The organism is Tuberibacillus calidus DSM 17572 (assembly GCF_000430685.1).
Taxonomy (GTDB): domain Bacteria; phylum Bacillota; class Bacilli; order Bacillales; family Sporolactobacillaceae; genus Tuberibacillus; species Tuberibacillus calidus.
Genome location: NZ_KE387193.1, coordinates 178,300 through 191,989, shown reverse-complemented (window position 1 = coordinate 191,989; position 13,690 = coordinate 178,300). Strand labels below are relative to the sequence as shown.

Genomic DNA, 13,690 nt, shown 5'->3' with positions numbered 1-13,690 from the left:
GTTGTATAAAAAGTCGGACACCTGACAATGGTTCCGACTTTTTTCATTGTAAGGAGGATCGCCTCGCTTATTTTTTCGGAATGACAAAAAATGAAGCACTGGCATAAGCTGCCGGGCGTTCTTTCCCTTGGTCGTAGATCTTACATTCGGTGACCCATAGGCTTTTGCCGCGGTGAACGATCTCGGCTTTGCAGCGAATTTCTTTACCGATTATTGGCCGTAAATAGTTGACTTTGATTTCCGATGTGACACTTGTTTGGTCTTTTGGCAAATTTAAGCCGACCAATGTCCCCATCGCGGTGTCAGCGAATGTCGCCGTTATTCCGCCATGTAAAATATGTAAATTATTTAAGAAAAAAGGCGTGAGTTCGATGGTTGCTTCATAGCTGTTTTCTCCGGTCATTTCCCCCCTGTAACGAAACGCCCCATGCAGATACGTTTTCTCCCGTCCGGTTTGGACGTTGTGGATGGCGAAAAGCAGGCGTTCTAAAACGCCAAGTTCTTCAGGCTGAGCCTCGCGCAAAATATTCTCAAAAAGCGCGATGAGTTGGCTGTGTTCGTTGTTCATGGATTTCTCTCCTGATTTTTTATTTTTTTGTTTTTATTTTAACATAATATTTTCTTACCGGATTTTTAAACATTAGGACAGTTGGAACGTAACAGCCCCTCATGACTTATAATAACAAAGAGGAAAGGATAATGAAGGTGATCGTGATGGGACGAAAAACCAATGAGGCGGTCAACAACTTTAAGGCGTTTTTAAGAAGCCATCCTGAAATTATACAAGCGGTAAAAGAACAAGGAAAATCATGGAAAGATGTTTTTGATGAATATGTACTTTTTGGCGAGGACCATGAAATTTGGGAATCTTATGGTGTCAAAAAACATATTATGAAAAAACCGCCCGGTGCTGCCGAAATCATGCGGATTCTTGACTTTATCGGTAATTTGGATGCCAAGGCCGTCCAAGAACATTTAGAACAAATCAACGGGGCCTTAACCAATATTCAGGAACTCATTCAACTTTGGCAACCGCAACAGCAATCTCAGCAGTTTCCCATGCCTATGCCAGGGTTTGGGCCACCGAATGTTAACGGTTTGCCGCCAAGTTCGGGCCAATGGCGAAGGGATTGACAGCCTTGAGGTCGGAACTCACTGCTTTTCTTGATGCACATCCCGATATTCGCTTTTTTATCCGCATGCACCCAATCTGGTACGCTCGGCTCAGTCGGGATCCAACCCTCATCCAGACGTTAAAGGCTGAAGCCGATGACTTTTACGGGCGCTCTTTCAAAAAACGCATGGAAAAATTCAGTGAACAATTGAATATGCTCAATTTGTTGATGGATTTAGCCCAGACCTTCGGCACCGATACAAAAAGTCAAGTGGAGCCGGAGTCATAGGCTCTTTTTTTGTGCTGGTAAATTGTCGAGGATCGCATAAAAATAACGCAGACTTTGCCAGGCAATAGGTTGAAAGAGGCAAGTTATCTTTTTCGAAAGGCATCCTTAATTGCTTGAGACCTGCACTCGTTTTAGCATTTTCTTGAAAATACAATGCATAACACAAGCGCATTTTCTGTATCAAAATTTTTCCGAGTTTTCTATATTATTGAGCGTAGGATAAAGTAGGAAAAATTCATTGGGCATGGTAGAATGGGAACAGGGGGTGACCTCATATGTTTGTAGCGGCCGACCATCTTCGTCTATTAGATCAAGCCGATCAACTCATTCATATGTTAGCTAATTCCGACATTGCGGCCCGCTATCGGGCTTGTAAAGTCCAAATGGCTGAAGACGAAGAGGCCCAAACACTAATTAGAAAATTCACTGCTCTGCGTGAAAAATATAATGAAGTCCAGCGCTTTGGAAGATACCATCCGGATTTTGATCGGGTGATTCGGCAAATGATGGACGTCAAGCGGGAGCTCGATCTCAATGATACCATCGCTTCATATAAGAAAGCGGAAGAAGATTTTGAAAAGCTTTTGGTTGAAATCAGTCGCTCCCTCGCCACGTCGGTCTCACCTTCCATAAAAGTTCCAACCGGTGATCCCTTTTTTGACAGAGGTTGCGGAGGCGGTTGTGGCGCTGGCGGTGCATGCGGATGCCATTAATGGGGCTTAAGGTTCGCCCTTAAGCCGCCCATTTTATGATTTTTATTTTTGTACATACTAATGGTAGCGGATACATTTTTTAAAGATGGAGAGTTGGGCATGTTAACAGGACGAACGGGTCTTATTATTTGGCTGAATCATGTAAAATACGCAAAGGCATTAAAGAAGTTTGGAATCGTGCATTATGTATCAAAAAAAATGGGTTATGCCGTTTTATATTGTGACAGCGACCAAGCCCAGTATGTGATCAATCGCCTTGAGAAACAAAAATTTATTAAAAAAGTGGAGCTTTCCTATCTGAATGAACTAAAGACCGATTATGCCGGAAGCAATAAAGAGCTGAAGAAAACAGAGGAATTAATTTATTAAACAAAGTTAAAGCGGCAATATTGGCATAAAAAAAGGACCCGCAGACCGTTCTGCGGGTGTCTTTACGCATACGTACTGTATGCCAAGACAATGGGAGAGGAGAAACCGGCGGAAAAACTTATGGGGAAACGTAAGTCTCCGCGGTTGGAACAACATCATGGGTGATGTTGTCATTTTCATTATGGACGCAAAGGCTTTTTGTTATACATAAAAATTTAAGCCAATGCGTTGAAATGGTTTGTTGGTCCGTTAATTTATGATAGGATAAGCGATAGAGTTTAGCTTGTTGATTTAAAGGAGAAGGTACCATTGCGAGTTATTGCGGGGTCCTGTAAGTCACGGCCACTAAAACCCGTTCCCGGCCGTTTGACACGACCGACAACCGATAAGGTTAAGGAAACGATTTTCAACATCATCGGTCCTTTTTTTGACGGTGGTCAAGTTTTGGATTTATACGCTGGAACGGGAGGGCTCGGTATTGAAGCATTAAGCCGGGGAATGGATAAAGGCTTTTTTATTGATGTATCGGCACCCGCCGTCCGTACGATTAAAGAAAATCTGAAAGCTTGCGGCATGTCCGAGCGTGCCGAAGTTTATCGCACAGAGGCGGGAAGAGCGCTAGCCATTCTCGCGAAAAGGCGCGAGCGCTTTCAATTAATCTTCTTAGATCCTCCCTATGCGAAAGCGGCTTTTGACAGGGATTTTAAAGCGATTGCAGAAGGAGGTTTGCTTTCAGAAGAAGGGATGATCGTCTGCGAACATGATGCAAAGTTAGACTTACCGGAGCAGTTGAGCGAAAGCATTGTTCAGTGGCGCCGGGAAGTGTATCAAGGGTATACCGCCGTTACTTTCTACAAGCATGTCCAAATTTAACTAAGCCATTATTGGCCATTGTATATAACTAAAGCACATCGTTGGGGAGTGAAATCATGACCATCGCATTATATCCAGGAAGCTTTGATCCAGTCACCCTTGGCCATTTAGATATCATTCAGCGTGGTGCGAAAGTCTTTGATCGCTTGATCGTTGCGGTTTTACATAACTCGGGAAAAAGCCAGCCCTTGTTTACGGTTGAAGAGCGCGTCGAACTGCTAGAAAAATCCGTCGCCGCTTTTCCCAATGTGGAAGTCGATTATTTCGATGGGTTGATGATTGAATATGCCAAAAAGCGTAAAGTCAATGCCGTCTTAAGAGGATTGCGGGCGGTTTCGGATTTCGAATATGAATTGCAAATCACCGCGATAAATAAGAAATTAGATGAAGAGATCGAAACCTTTTTTATGATGACGAGCAGTCACTATTCGTTTTTAAGTTCCAGCATTGTGAAAGAAGTGGCGAAATATAACGGCTCGGTCGCCGGCCTTGTGCCAGAACATGTTGAGCTGGCGCTGAAGAAAAAATATGGTTATCTTTAAGACGCTTTAAAGGAAAGGGAGGGACTTCTAAGGTCTCCCTCCTGAACCGTCACGCGCTTTGTTTATATTGCCGAACCGCGATGCAAAGGATATAGATAATAAGGGTGGATAACGTAATAAAAGACCCCCATTGGATGGCACTCCACCCCCATAAGTTTTTTTCACTGATGTCCTGCCAAATCGAGCCGATGACCGGTATCGCTTTATGGGTTTCTTCGGTCGAGTCCGTAATGGCAAACCATCGAAAGAGCACCCCAGCTGTAAAGGCTGAGATAAGACCATGAAAGAGACGCCCAACAAAGAAAGGTTTGGCATTGAGTTTTACTTCCGCAAGAATGCTTGCGACTTGCGCTTGAATGGAAAAACCGCCAAAGCCGAGGATAAACGAGACGATGATCACCGCTTCAATTAAAGGAACATGAAGCTCGCTTGTGCTTTTGGCTCCGACCGTAATTTCAAACAATCCTGGAACGAGTGCCGAACCGAGTTCTGGTGCCATAGACAGTAAGGTTAAGAGATGTTGAAAGAAAATAGCGATCCACTGTGAGATGCCGAGCTCCATTAAAAGCTGGTTTAATACGGAAAAGAGAATGATAAAACCGCCGACCATGAGCAAGGTGCTGACAGAATTTTGCACGGCGTCCCCCAACATTTTTCCGATCGGCCGTTTATTTTTTATCCGTTCGCGATGCATGCTGGCGAGCGCATGAACAAGAATGGATGGAGAAAACTTCACGCTCGGCGCCTCACTTTGTTCATTTCTTTTATACAAGCGCATGATGAGCCCAACGCTAATGTTTCCGATGTAATGGGCGAGGGCGAAAACGATGCCGAGAGAGGCATTTTGAAAAAATCCGACGGCAATGACCCCGAACATAAATAAAGGATTCGAGAAGTTTGTAAAACTGGCGAGGCGCTCGGCTTCCGTTTTGGAAATTTTTTGTTGCTCGTAAAGCCGTGCTGTAATTTTGGCACCAGCCGGAAAACCCGAACAAAGCCCCATGGCAAAAACAAAAGCACCCACACCGGGGACTTTAAAGATTGGTCTCATCACTGGTTCAAGCAACACCCCGATAAATGTCACAATGCCAAATCCAATCAGCAGTTCGGAAACAATAAAAAAAGGAAGTAACGATGGGAATACGATGTTCCACCACATTTTTAAACCGGAGAGCGCCGCATCGACGGATGTTTTCGGATAAATCACGAGGGATGTAGCGAGAAATAAAGCAAATGATGCAAGGATGATGGTTTTCAGCTTTGAGCTTTTCAACATGTCGAACCCCTCTCGAACGATCTCCTGTTCATGGTTACAGGCAATCAGGCATACGTTTATTTAAAGCGGATAGGATTGTCCTTATTGATAGATATACGCGAACATCCTTTAATTAGACCAATTACGGGGGAATTGGGGATGAAGAAACCGAAAATTGGTGTTGCTCTTGGTTCGGGAGGGGCAAAAGGCTTTGCCCATATCGGTGTATTAAAAGTCTTTGAAGAAGAAGGCGTACCTATTGATATGATGGCTGGATCCAGCATGGGAGCACTTGCCTGTGCGCTTTACGGGGTCGGCCACAATTGGGAGAGCATGAAAAAACTGGCCATCGCCTTTAATCGCCTCCATTATTTGGATTTAACGGTTCCGAAAACCGGTTTAATCAATGGCCGAAAAGTGACCGGTCTCATAAAAGCGATTACCCACCAAAAACGCTTTGAAGATTGCCGTTTACCGATTGGAATCGTGGCCACTGATTTAAAGACCGGTGAAAGGGTCGTTTTTAAAAAGGGGTGGTTATACGAAGCCGTCCGTGCCAGCATCTCGATCCCGGGAATTTTTACCCCTGTTAAGATTGGCGGAAAAATTTTAGTGGATGGAGGTGTCATTGACCGGGTGCCGGCGACAGTTGTAAGAGATATGGGTGCCGATATCGTCATTGCCGTGGATGTCGGCGGTTTTACGCCAAAACAAGATATACGGACGATCTTTGACGTGATTACCTTAAGCATTGATATTATGCAAGAGCAGATTGTGAAACTGCAACAATCGAGCGCGGATATTGTTTTAAAGCCGCCGGTTGCAATGCTTTCGCCAAAAGCCTTGGCCAATATTGATCACCTCGTAGAGATTGGTGAAGAAACCGCACGAGCGCAATTACCGATGATTTGGGAAATGATCGGAGCGTGGAAGGAGAGATTATAAATTGCCCAAGAAAAGAAGCCGAGTTTTATCAATGGTGGTCATCGTCATCCTTCTCATCATCCTAGCCTTAAATATCATACAAGTCCCTTATTTCGTCTCAAAACCGGGCACGGCCGACCCGCTCCGCCCAATGGTTGATGTCGAACATGGTTATAAAGAGAGCGGCACCTTGCGTCTTGTTACCATATACCAAGGAAAAGCCTCAGCATGGCAATATCTTTTAGCTAAATGGGATTTCAATCCCTATACACAAGTCACGAAAGCAAAATACATAACTTATCCAGATGAAAACGAAAAAGAGATGACCGTGCGCGAGTTAGACTATATGAAAAGCGCGCAAGACACCGCCGCCTATGTCGCCTATAAAGCTGCGGGCAAAAAGCCGAAAATTCAACACCGCGGCGTATTAATTTTAAATGTCCATTCGCAAATGCCTGCGGGAAAAGTGCTGAAAGCGGGCGATGTCATACAAGTTTTTAATGGAAAACCGGTCACGCGAATCAGTGACATGCAAGGTATGCTCAAAGGCTTGAAAGCCGGCGATGTTGTGCATTTAACAATAAAAAGGGGGAAAACCGTCAAAGAGGTGAAAACCCGCCTTGCTCCTTTTCCAAAAGAATGGCTTCCAAACGATGTGAAGCATAAAGTTGGGTTGGGGATCCTCCAAAGCGATAACATGGCTTTAAAAGTTCAGCCACCTGTCACTTTCGATACACAAGGTATCGGAGGCCCTTCTGCCGGTTTGATGATGGCCCTTGAGATCTATGAGCAACTTCTTCCTTCCGATTTAACGAAAGGCTATGATATTTGTGGAACCGGCACGATCGATTTTGACGGTCGCGTTGGGCCGATCGGCGGCATCAAGCAAAAAGTCGTCGCAGCTGATAAAGCCGGTGCGGAAATCTTTTTTGCCCCAGCAAGTGACCATGAAGCAAAAGACGCCATGGCCGCCGCAAAAGACATCGGGTCAAAGATGAAAATCGTACCGGTAAAAACCTTTGATGATGCTTTGAAGTACTTACAAACTTTGAAACCAAAACAATAAATTGGAGCGGATCAATCGCGGCGAAATGTTCGCGATGGTCCGCTCTATTCGTTATCGGACAAACGTTTTGCTCGCATGATCAAACCGGATCGGGACGCAGTCAAACTCCGAAGGATCACTAGCTGGTTGGATGAGTCGATAACAATCCGCGGCACGAAGATCGATTGCCATCAACGCCTCCTCGTTTCGACCAACTTTAGAGATGATCGGCACGTTGAGGCGTTTTTTGATGCTATTCAAGTGCAGTTGACCGTATTCATTCATGCCGAGGAGCCGAATGTATGTTGGCGGGGCAAATTGAGCGGCTGGCCGCATTTCGGCTTTTTTCGCACCCGTTAAGATGTGTGTGCACAACCGCTGCAAACGCGTCCATGTGTAGCGCTTCGTTTTTATTCTCTCCATCCAATTGGAAAAGTTTTTTGCTTGCCGTATATGCTTTTTCAGTCGGTTTTCCAGACCTTCTTCTGCTTCGTAAAACTCGGCGATCTCATCGGCGGACGTAGTCAGAATGCGATATTTTAAAAGTGGAAAGAAATCATCCCACCGCCTTAGCGTTCTGTTTTGCCTGGCTTGGGTGAGCGCTTCATAGGTGTATGGCGGCACGAGATTTTGTAAATGATTAAAGTCTTCACCGCTGAAGATCGCGCGACGTATGGCCGTGGCGCTAGCAATATGGGCATCCGAGATCGTCGCTTGGTTATACCCTGCCTTTTGCCTTTTTATTGTTGAGACGCGGATTGCGCTTTTGCGCTTTACGACCGCTTCAACATAATGGAACCCAAGAATGTTGTTTGGCTGAGATAAATCAATGAAATCGTCCCCTGTAAGATGGAGATCGGAAAAAGCGAGATTCAGCGCCTGCGGATAGCTGATGCCGGAGGCGATGCGCTTTTTTAATTGCTGGTTAAAGAAGTCTCGGTTTTCTTCCAGCACTTCTAACGTGCGCAAAAACGGTGCCGTCGACCCGTTTTCGCTGCCGAAGCATAAATCGGTTGTGCCCAATAGATCAAGAATGGATACAGCCCCCCAAGCAAAGACATCCGCTTTTTGGGTGGCGTAAACATAGGGTAATTCGACAACGAGGTCAGCCCCAGCTTGCAATGCCAGACGCGTTCTCGTCCATTTTGATAATAGGGCTGGTTCACCGCGCTGAAGAAAATTGCCGCTCATGACCGCAATGACCAGATCCGCCTCGGTTTGTTTCTTCGTTTTTTGTAAATGATATAAATGGCCGTTATGAAACGGGTTATATTCCACGATGACCCCAGCAATCCGCATGGCCTTCCTCCTCTATTTGCTATTGTAAGAAAACGGTTGTCTGGTTTCAGACAGGATCATTTGGACATTCGAAAAGTTTTCTGATAATAGAATAGGCGTTTTACCCTACTCTGTAAAGGGCAACATATTGACAATCATGCGTGAGTCATCTATAATTACACTTGTTGTTTTAGAGGTGGTCGGAAATGACTTTAAAATGGTCGATTCCGGAAATTATGGAACACCAAAGTAACGGTTTGTCCATTGATACCACCGTATCGGTTGAAGATTTGCGGGAAATGGATGCGGAAATCCGGGCGATATCACCTGTGCACGTAAAGGGCCATGCTGATATCAATCGTCATACCGTCACCTTTTTTCTGACAATCTCAGGAAAGTTAACGCTCCCCGATGCGGTCACGTTGGAAGATGTGACGTATCCCTTTCACATTCAAACTTCGGAAATATTTCGCCTGCTTCCTGGCTCAATGGGCGGGGAGTCTTCAAGCGATTCGGAGGTTCACGATGTGGAAGCGGAAACGATCGATCTGATGCCTTATATTAAAGAGGCCATCTTAGTTGACAAACCAATCCGCGTAACGAGCGGAGATAACCGAAAACAGCCGGCCCCACGCGGTGAAGGCTGGTCATTCATGACGGAATCGGAACAGAAGGAGCAAATGGATCCGCGTTTCGAGAAATTGAAAGATTTGTTCAACGAGTGATTCGATCAAGGAGGTGGCTAACGTGGCGGTACCAAAGAGAAGAGTTTCAACGACTCGCAAAAATAAACGTCGTACACACTTTAAATTACGCGTTCCCGGCATGGTGCAATGCGACAATTGTGGTGAGTACAAATTATCTCATCGTGTCTGCCCATCATGCGGATCGTATAAAGGGAAAACGGTTATTGAAAAATAACACCGTAAGAAAAGCAAGGGTTTTTGCACCCTTGCTTTTTTTTATTGACAAGAAGTAAAAAATTGTTCAGCCCAGCAATAAGGGTAGCCATAGTCAAAAGTTTTGGCAGAGCCGTTTTTTTCCTCAAAAATCGGCTCGCTCTGCATTGACTCACTGCACAAGCTTGGATGCGGAAAAGTTCGCCCGGAAAAATGCTAGAATTTAAAGTCTATCTTCCCTACTAAAAGCATAATATATGACAAAGAGCATGATTGGAGGGATTCTATGTCTCAGACGCGGCAAGATGCGTGGTCCGAAGATGAGGACCTTTTACTTGCGGAAACCGTTTTACGTCATATAAGGGAAGGTAGCACCCAACTTATGGCTTTCGAAGAAGTTGGAAAGGCATTATCGCGGACGGCAGCAGCTTGCGGATTTCGCTGGAATTCACTCGTCCGTAAAAAATATGAAGATGCCATCGCTTTAGCTAAGAAGGAAAGAAAAGAACGACAAAATCAAAAACGGCAGGAAAAAAGGAAAAACCGTCAAGCGAAGTTAAAAAGTGCAGTAGAGAAGCCGGCTGAAAGCGAGCAGCCGATGCGGGAAGATCGCCAAAGCATCACCATTGATGATATTATTTTATATTTAAATGATTTGAAGCAATCAGAAGCGCGCATCCGCCAATTAAAAGCAGAAATTGAAGCATTAAAAAGCGAGCTAGAGAAGGATCAGAAGCAGTTGGAAGTTTTGGCGAGTGAGCGCGATCAAGCTTTGACCAACTTGGCAGAGCTCCAATCGGAATATCAAACGATGTTATCGATTATGGACAAAGCGAGAAAGTTGGCTGATGGTTCTTAAAACCCTATACTTAAAAAAGTCCCTACACATCGCCAAGGGGCTTTTTTACTTTGAGAAACGATACTTTTTTCACACCAGTTTAAAAGACCAACTAAGGCTCTGCCTTTGCCTTGGCAGCGCCAAATTTTATTTATTTTATAGGCAAACATTTGGCAAGCACGACCTGCTGGATATAGAAAGAGGTTTTCCGAACGAATATGTTTATATTATAATAATCTTATAAAAGCTTTTACATTAAAATGTAAGCGTTTTAATGAAGGTTTTAGGCGGCAAAGGTTAACGATGTTTGTGAGGAGGGGAGACCATTTGCAGAAAATCTTAATCGCCAATCGCGGTGAAATCGCTCGCCGGATTATTCGAACTTGCAAGCGGCTTGCTATTCAAACGGTAGCTGTTTATTCCGATGCAGATAGCGATTTGCCATATATAAAGGAGGCCGATGAGGCGATTCGCATCGGTGAGGCGCCGGCGCAAAAATCTTATATGAATCAAGACGCCCTGATTGATGCGGCGATCCAGACAAAGGCTGAGGCGATTCACCCGGGGTACGGCTTTCTTTCTGAAAATCCGGCTTTCGTGAGGAAAGTCGAAGAAAACGGTCTAATTTTTATCGGTCCTGATGCGCGTGTCGTTGAGCTGATGGGCGATAAGGTTAAGGCACGGGAAACCATGAAAGCAGCTGGTGTGCCCGTCGTTCCTGGCAGTGACGGACCGTGTAACAGTGTGGATGCCGCATGCAGTGCGGCAGAAGCACTCGGTTACCCCGTCATGCTGAAAGCAAGTGCCGGCGGCGGTGGCATTGGCATGCAGCTTTGCCGCAATCGCGAGGAGCTCTCGAACGCTTTTAATTCCAATCAAAATCGCGCGAAAGCTTATTTTGGAAATGCGGCCATGTTTGTCGAAAAGGCGATTGAAAATGGCCGGCATATTGAGGTGCAAATTTTTGCCGACCAGTTTGGCCATGTTGTGCATTTGTTCGAGAGGGATTGTTCCGTTCAAAGGCGTCATCAAAAAGTGATCGAGGAGTCTCCATCGCCGGCTTTATCGGAAGCGACGCGTAAAAAAATGACAGAGGCAGCGGTTCGCGCGGCCAAAGCCGTTGGTTACCGCAATGCTGGTACCATTGAATTTATTGTGGATGAAGAAGAAAACTTTTATTTTCTCGAGATGAATACGCGTCTACAGGTGGAGCATCCCGTCACTGAAGCCATTACGGGCCTGGATCTTGTCGAATGGCAAATACGGGTGGCATCTGGAGAGAAATTGCCCTTGGAACAAGTAGAGATTACAAGACAAGGTCATGCGATTGAATTTCGCTTGTATGCGGAAGACCCGGAAACGTTTTTGCCGTCCCCCGGCACGTTAGCGGTTTGGCGTTATCCCGAAGTTCCGGGCATACGCGTGGATACGGGGTATGGTGAAGGCTCGAAGGTGACGCCATTTTATGATCCGATGATTGCCAAAATCATTGCACAAGGAAATAACCGCGAGGAAGCGTTAGAACGGGCACTGGCCTTTTTCGGGGAAATGAAAGTAGAGGGTTTGAAAACCAATCAGCCGCTCTTTACCCGTTTATTGACTGCCTCCTCATTTAAGGATGGGCAATATACAACGGCACTTTTAAAAAAATCGTAAAAGAAAAAGAATAGGAAGGGATTTAATATGAAGCACATTGAAGCAACGATGGCAGGAACAGTTTTAAACATTTTGGTTCAAGAAGGCGATAGCGTCAAAGCGGGCGATACCGTGGCGTTATTGGAATCGATGAAGATGGAAATTCCGATCGAAAGCAACGTTGATGGGGTTGTCTCTGAAATAAAAGCTGGCTCCGGCGATTTTGTCAATGAAGGGGACGTTCTGATCGTTTTAGATTAAACCGAGCGAGCGCTCACTAGGCACGGCCCTGATGCCCGTTTATCATTCAACTTAAGGAGGGAATCGTGTGACGAAAATGTTAGAAGATCAATTGGTGGAGGCGGTTCGCAAAATTGAAGCGGGCGGTGCTGAAAAATACCACCAAAAATTAAAAGAAAACCATAAGTTGTTTGTTCGCGAGCGGTTGCGCCTTTTATTTGATGATGGCGCGTATAAAACGGAAGACGGTCGGTTTGCCAATTTCGAAGCAGGGAATCTTCCTGCTGATGGGGTGGTTTGTGCGATCGGTCAAGTGAACGGTCAAACCGTTTGTGTGATGGCCAATGACTCGACCGTCAAAGCCGGATCATGGGGCGCACGGACCGTGGAAAAAATCATCCGCATTCAAGAAACGGCTCAGAAACTAAAAGTGCCGATGATTTACCTTGTCGATTCCGCGGGCGCTCGGATTACCGATCAATTAGAAATGTTCCCCAACCGCCGTGGTGCAGGTCGAATCTTCTACAACCAAGTGAAAATGTCCGGAATGGTGCCGCAAATCTGCGTATTATTCGGGCCATCGGCGGCAGGTGGCGCTTATATTCCGGCATTTTGCGACATCGTTATTATGGTGGAAGGCAATGCTTCTATGTATCTCGGATCACCGCGCATGGCCGAAAAAGTTATCGGGGAAAAAGTGTCGCTTGAGGAAATGGGCGGCGCAAGAATGCATTGCACGGTCAGTGGTTGTGGAGATGTTCTCGTTCAAACGGAAGAGGAAGCGATACAATCCGCTCGGAAGTATTTGTCCTATTTTCCAAGCCATTATCAGAATAAACCCGTGAAAACGAGCGGCAAATTGCCGAAGGAAGGCCGCAAGATATCGGAAATCGTCCCCGAACATCAAAACGCGCCTTTTGATATGTACGAGTTGATCGATGCGCTCGTTGATGAAGGTAGTTTTTTTGAGGTGAAAAAGTTATTTGCCTCAGAGCTCATCACCGGTTTGGCACGCATCGACGGCCGGGTGATCGGCATCATTGCCAATCAGCCGAAAGCGAAAGGCGGGGTGTTATTTGTTGATTCCGCTGACAAAGGCGCCAAATTCATTCAATTGTGCGATGCTTTTAACATCCCGCTTTTATTCCTAGCCGATGTGCCAGGCTTTATGGTTGGGACAAAAGTGGAGCGGGCAGGCATCATCCGTCACGGGGCAAAAATGATTGCGGCTGTCAGTGAGGCGACGGTGCCGAAAATCTCGGTCATCATCAGAAAAGCCTATGGAGCGGGCTTGTATGCGATGGCGGGGCCTGCTTTTGAACCGGATTGCTGCATCGCTTTACCAACTGCGCAAATAGCGGTCATGGGACCGGAAGCAGCCGTGAATGCAGTTTATTCCAATAAAATACAAGAAATCACCGACCCGAAAGAAAGAGTGCGGTTTGTTCAAGAAAAACAAAAAGAATATAAAGAAACGATCGATATTTATAAACTAGCTTCAGAACTCATCGTTGATGACATTGTTTCAGGTGATGAACTGCGAAATGTCCTCATCGACCGCTTCGCCATGTATGAGTCAAAAGACATGCGTTTTTCCGAAAGAAAACACCCGGTTTACCCGGTATAGTTGGAATAGGAACGCATTGGGATTGTCACCAATCTCAATGCGTTTTTTC

At 45.6% G+C, this 13,690-nt stretch carries 17 protein-coding genes; 14 read left to right on the top strand and 3 right to left on the bottom strand.

Annotation, left to right across the window (positions count from 1 at the left end):
• Window positions 1-67 precede the first annotated feature (67 nt).
• Window positions 68-568 (bottom strand): PaaI family thioesterase, encoded by a 501-nt coding sequence (locus tag H532_RS19695; RefSeq protein WP_027726160.1) that lies wholly within the window; start codon window positions 566-568, stop codon window positions 68-70.
• Between the two features lie 131 nt (window positions 569-699).
• On the opposite strand from H532_RS19695, the gene ylbD reads away from it, so the two are divergent.
• The 6 genes from ylbD to coaD all read left to right on the top strand — a co-directional run bounded on the left by ylbD (window position 700) and on the right by coaD (window position 3,900).
• The gene (ylbD, locus tag H532_RS19120) at window positions 700-1,134 is read left to right on the top strand and encodes a spore coat protein YlbD (RefSeq protein WP_051263369.1); all 435 of its coding nucleotides are present in this window, start codon (window positions 700-702) and stop codon (window positions 1,132-1,134) included.
• Between the two features lie 5 nt (window positions 1,135-1,139).
• Window positions 1,140-1,403 carry a YlbE-like family protein gene (locus H532_RS19115; protein ID WP_051263368.1) on the top strand — a complete coding sequence of 88 codons (264 nt, stop codon included), beginning with the start codon at window positions 1,140-1,142 and terminating at the stop codon, window positions 1,401-1,403.
• A 275-nt stretch (window positions 1,404-1,678) separates the two neighbouring features.
• Window positions 1,679-2,116 (top strand): YlbF/YmcA family competence regulator, encoded by a 438-nt coding sequence (locus tag H532_RS0115080; protein WP_027726159.1) that lies wholly within the window; start codon window positions 1,679-1,681, stop codon window positions 2,114-2,116.
• A gap of 99 nt (window positions 2,117-2,215) precedes the next feature.
• A complete protein-coding gene (locus tag H532_RS0115075; RefSeq protein ID WP_038112666.1) occupies window positions 2,216-2,485 on the top strand; it encodes a YlbG family protein in 270 nt (89 codons plus the stop codon).
• Window positions 2,486-2,794: 309 nt separating this feature from the next.
• Window positions 2,795-3,358 (top strand): 16S rRNA (guanine(966)-N(2))-methyltransferase RsmD, encoded by a 564-nt coding sequence (gene rsmD / locus H532_RS0115065; RefSeq protein WP_027726156.1) that lies wholly within the window; start codon window positions 2,795-2,797, stop codon window positions 3,356-3,358.
• 53 nt (window positions 3,359-3,411) lie between these two features.
• On the top strand, window positions 3,412-3,900 hold the full coding sequence (gene coaD, locus H532_RS0115060) for a pantetheine-phosphate adenylyltransferase (RefSeq protein WP_027726155.1): 489 nt from the start codon (window positions 3,412-3,414) through the stop codon (window positions 3,898-3,900).
• A gap of 49 nt (window positions 3,901-3,949) precedes the next feature.
• On the opposite strand, the gene ylbJ is transcribed toward coaD, so the two are convergent.
• A complete protein-coding gene (ylbJ, locus tag H532_RS0115055; protein ID WP_027726154.1) occupies window positions 3,950-5,176 on the bottom strand; it encodes a sporulation integral membrane protein YlbJ in 1,227 nt (408 codons plus the stop codon).
• Window positions 5,177-5,314: 138 nt separating this feature from the next.
• Here ylbJ and H532_RS0115050 point away from each other — a divergent pair, with 138 nt between their 5' ends.
• Window positions 5,315-6,100 (top strand): patatin-like phospholipase family protein, encoded by a 786-nt coding sequence (locus tag H532_RS0115050; protein WP_027726153.1) that lies wholly within the window; start codon window positions 5,315-5,317, stop codon window positions 6,098-6,100.
• A gap of 1 nt (window position 6,101) precedes the next feature.
• Window positions 6,102-7,145, top strand: a complete 1,044-nt coding sequence (locus tag H532_RS0115045) for a SepM family pheromone-processing serine protease (protein WP_051263367.1) — start codon at window positions 6,102-6,104, stop codon at window positions 7,143-7,145.
• A gap of 51 nt (window positions 7,146-7,196) precedes the next feature.
• On the opposite strand, the gene H532_RS0115040 is transcribed toward H532_RS0115045, so the two are convergent.
• Window positions 7,197-8,423 (bottom strand): nucleotidyltransferase, encoded by a 1,227-nt coding sequence (locus H532_RS0115040; protein ID WP_027726151.1) that lies wholly within the window; start codon window positions 8,421-8,423, stop codon window positions 7,197-7,199.
• A gap of 185 nt (window positions 8,424-8,608) precedes the next feature.
• Here H532_RS0115040 and H532_RS0115035 point away from each other — a divergent pair, with 185 nt between their 5' ends.
• From H532_RS0115035 to H532_RS0115010, 6 genes are all read left to right on the top strand, one after another.
• Window positions 8,609-9,127, top strand: coding sequence for a YceD family protein (locus H532_RS0115035; protein ID WP_027726150.1), 519 nt, complete (start codon window positions 8,609-8,611; stop codon window positions 9,125-9,127).
• A gap of 22 nt (window positions 9,128-9,149) precedes the next feature.
• On the top strand, window positions 9,150-9,323 hold the full coding sequence (rpmF, locus tag H532_RS20060; RefSeq protein WP_081412489.1) for a 50S ribosomal protein L32: 174 nt from the start codon (window positions 9,150-9,152) through the stop codon (window positions 9,321-9,323).
• A gap of 264 nt (window positions 9,324-9,587) precedes the next feature.
• Window positions 9,588-10,160 (top strand): RsfA family transcriptional regulator, encoded by a 573-nt coding sequence (locus H532_RS0115030; RefSeq protein ID WP_027726149.1) that lies wholly within the window; start codon window positions 9,588-9,590, stop codon window positions 10,158-10,160.
• Window positions 10,161-10,466: 306 nt separating this feature from the next.
• Window positions 10,467-11,795, top strand: coding sequence for an acetyl-CoA carboxylase biotin carboxylase subunit (locus H532_RS0115020; protein ID WP_027726147.1), 1,329 nt, complete (start codon window positions 10,467-10,469; stop codon window positions 11,793-11,795).
• Between the two features lie 27 nt (window positions 11,796-11,822).
• Window positions 11,823-12,035, top strand: a complete 213-nt coding sequence (locus tag H532_RS20880; RefSeq protein WP_027726146.1) for a biotin/lipoyl-binding carrier protein — start codon at window positions 11,823-11,825, stop codon at window positions 12,033-12,035.
• 76 nt (window positions 12,036-12,111) lie between these two features.
• Window positions 12,112-13,641: an acyl-CoA carboxylase subunit beta gene (locus H532_RS0115010; protein WP_038112691.1), complete on the top strand. Its 1,530-nt coding sequence runs from the start codon at window positions 12,112-12,114 to the stop codon at window positions 13,639-13,641.
• Window positions 13,642-13,690: the final 49 nt, after the last annotated feature.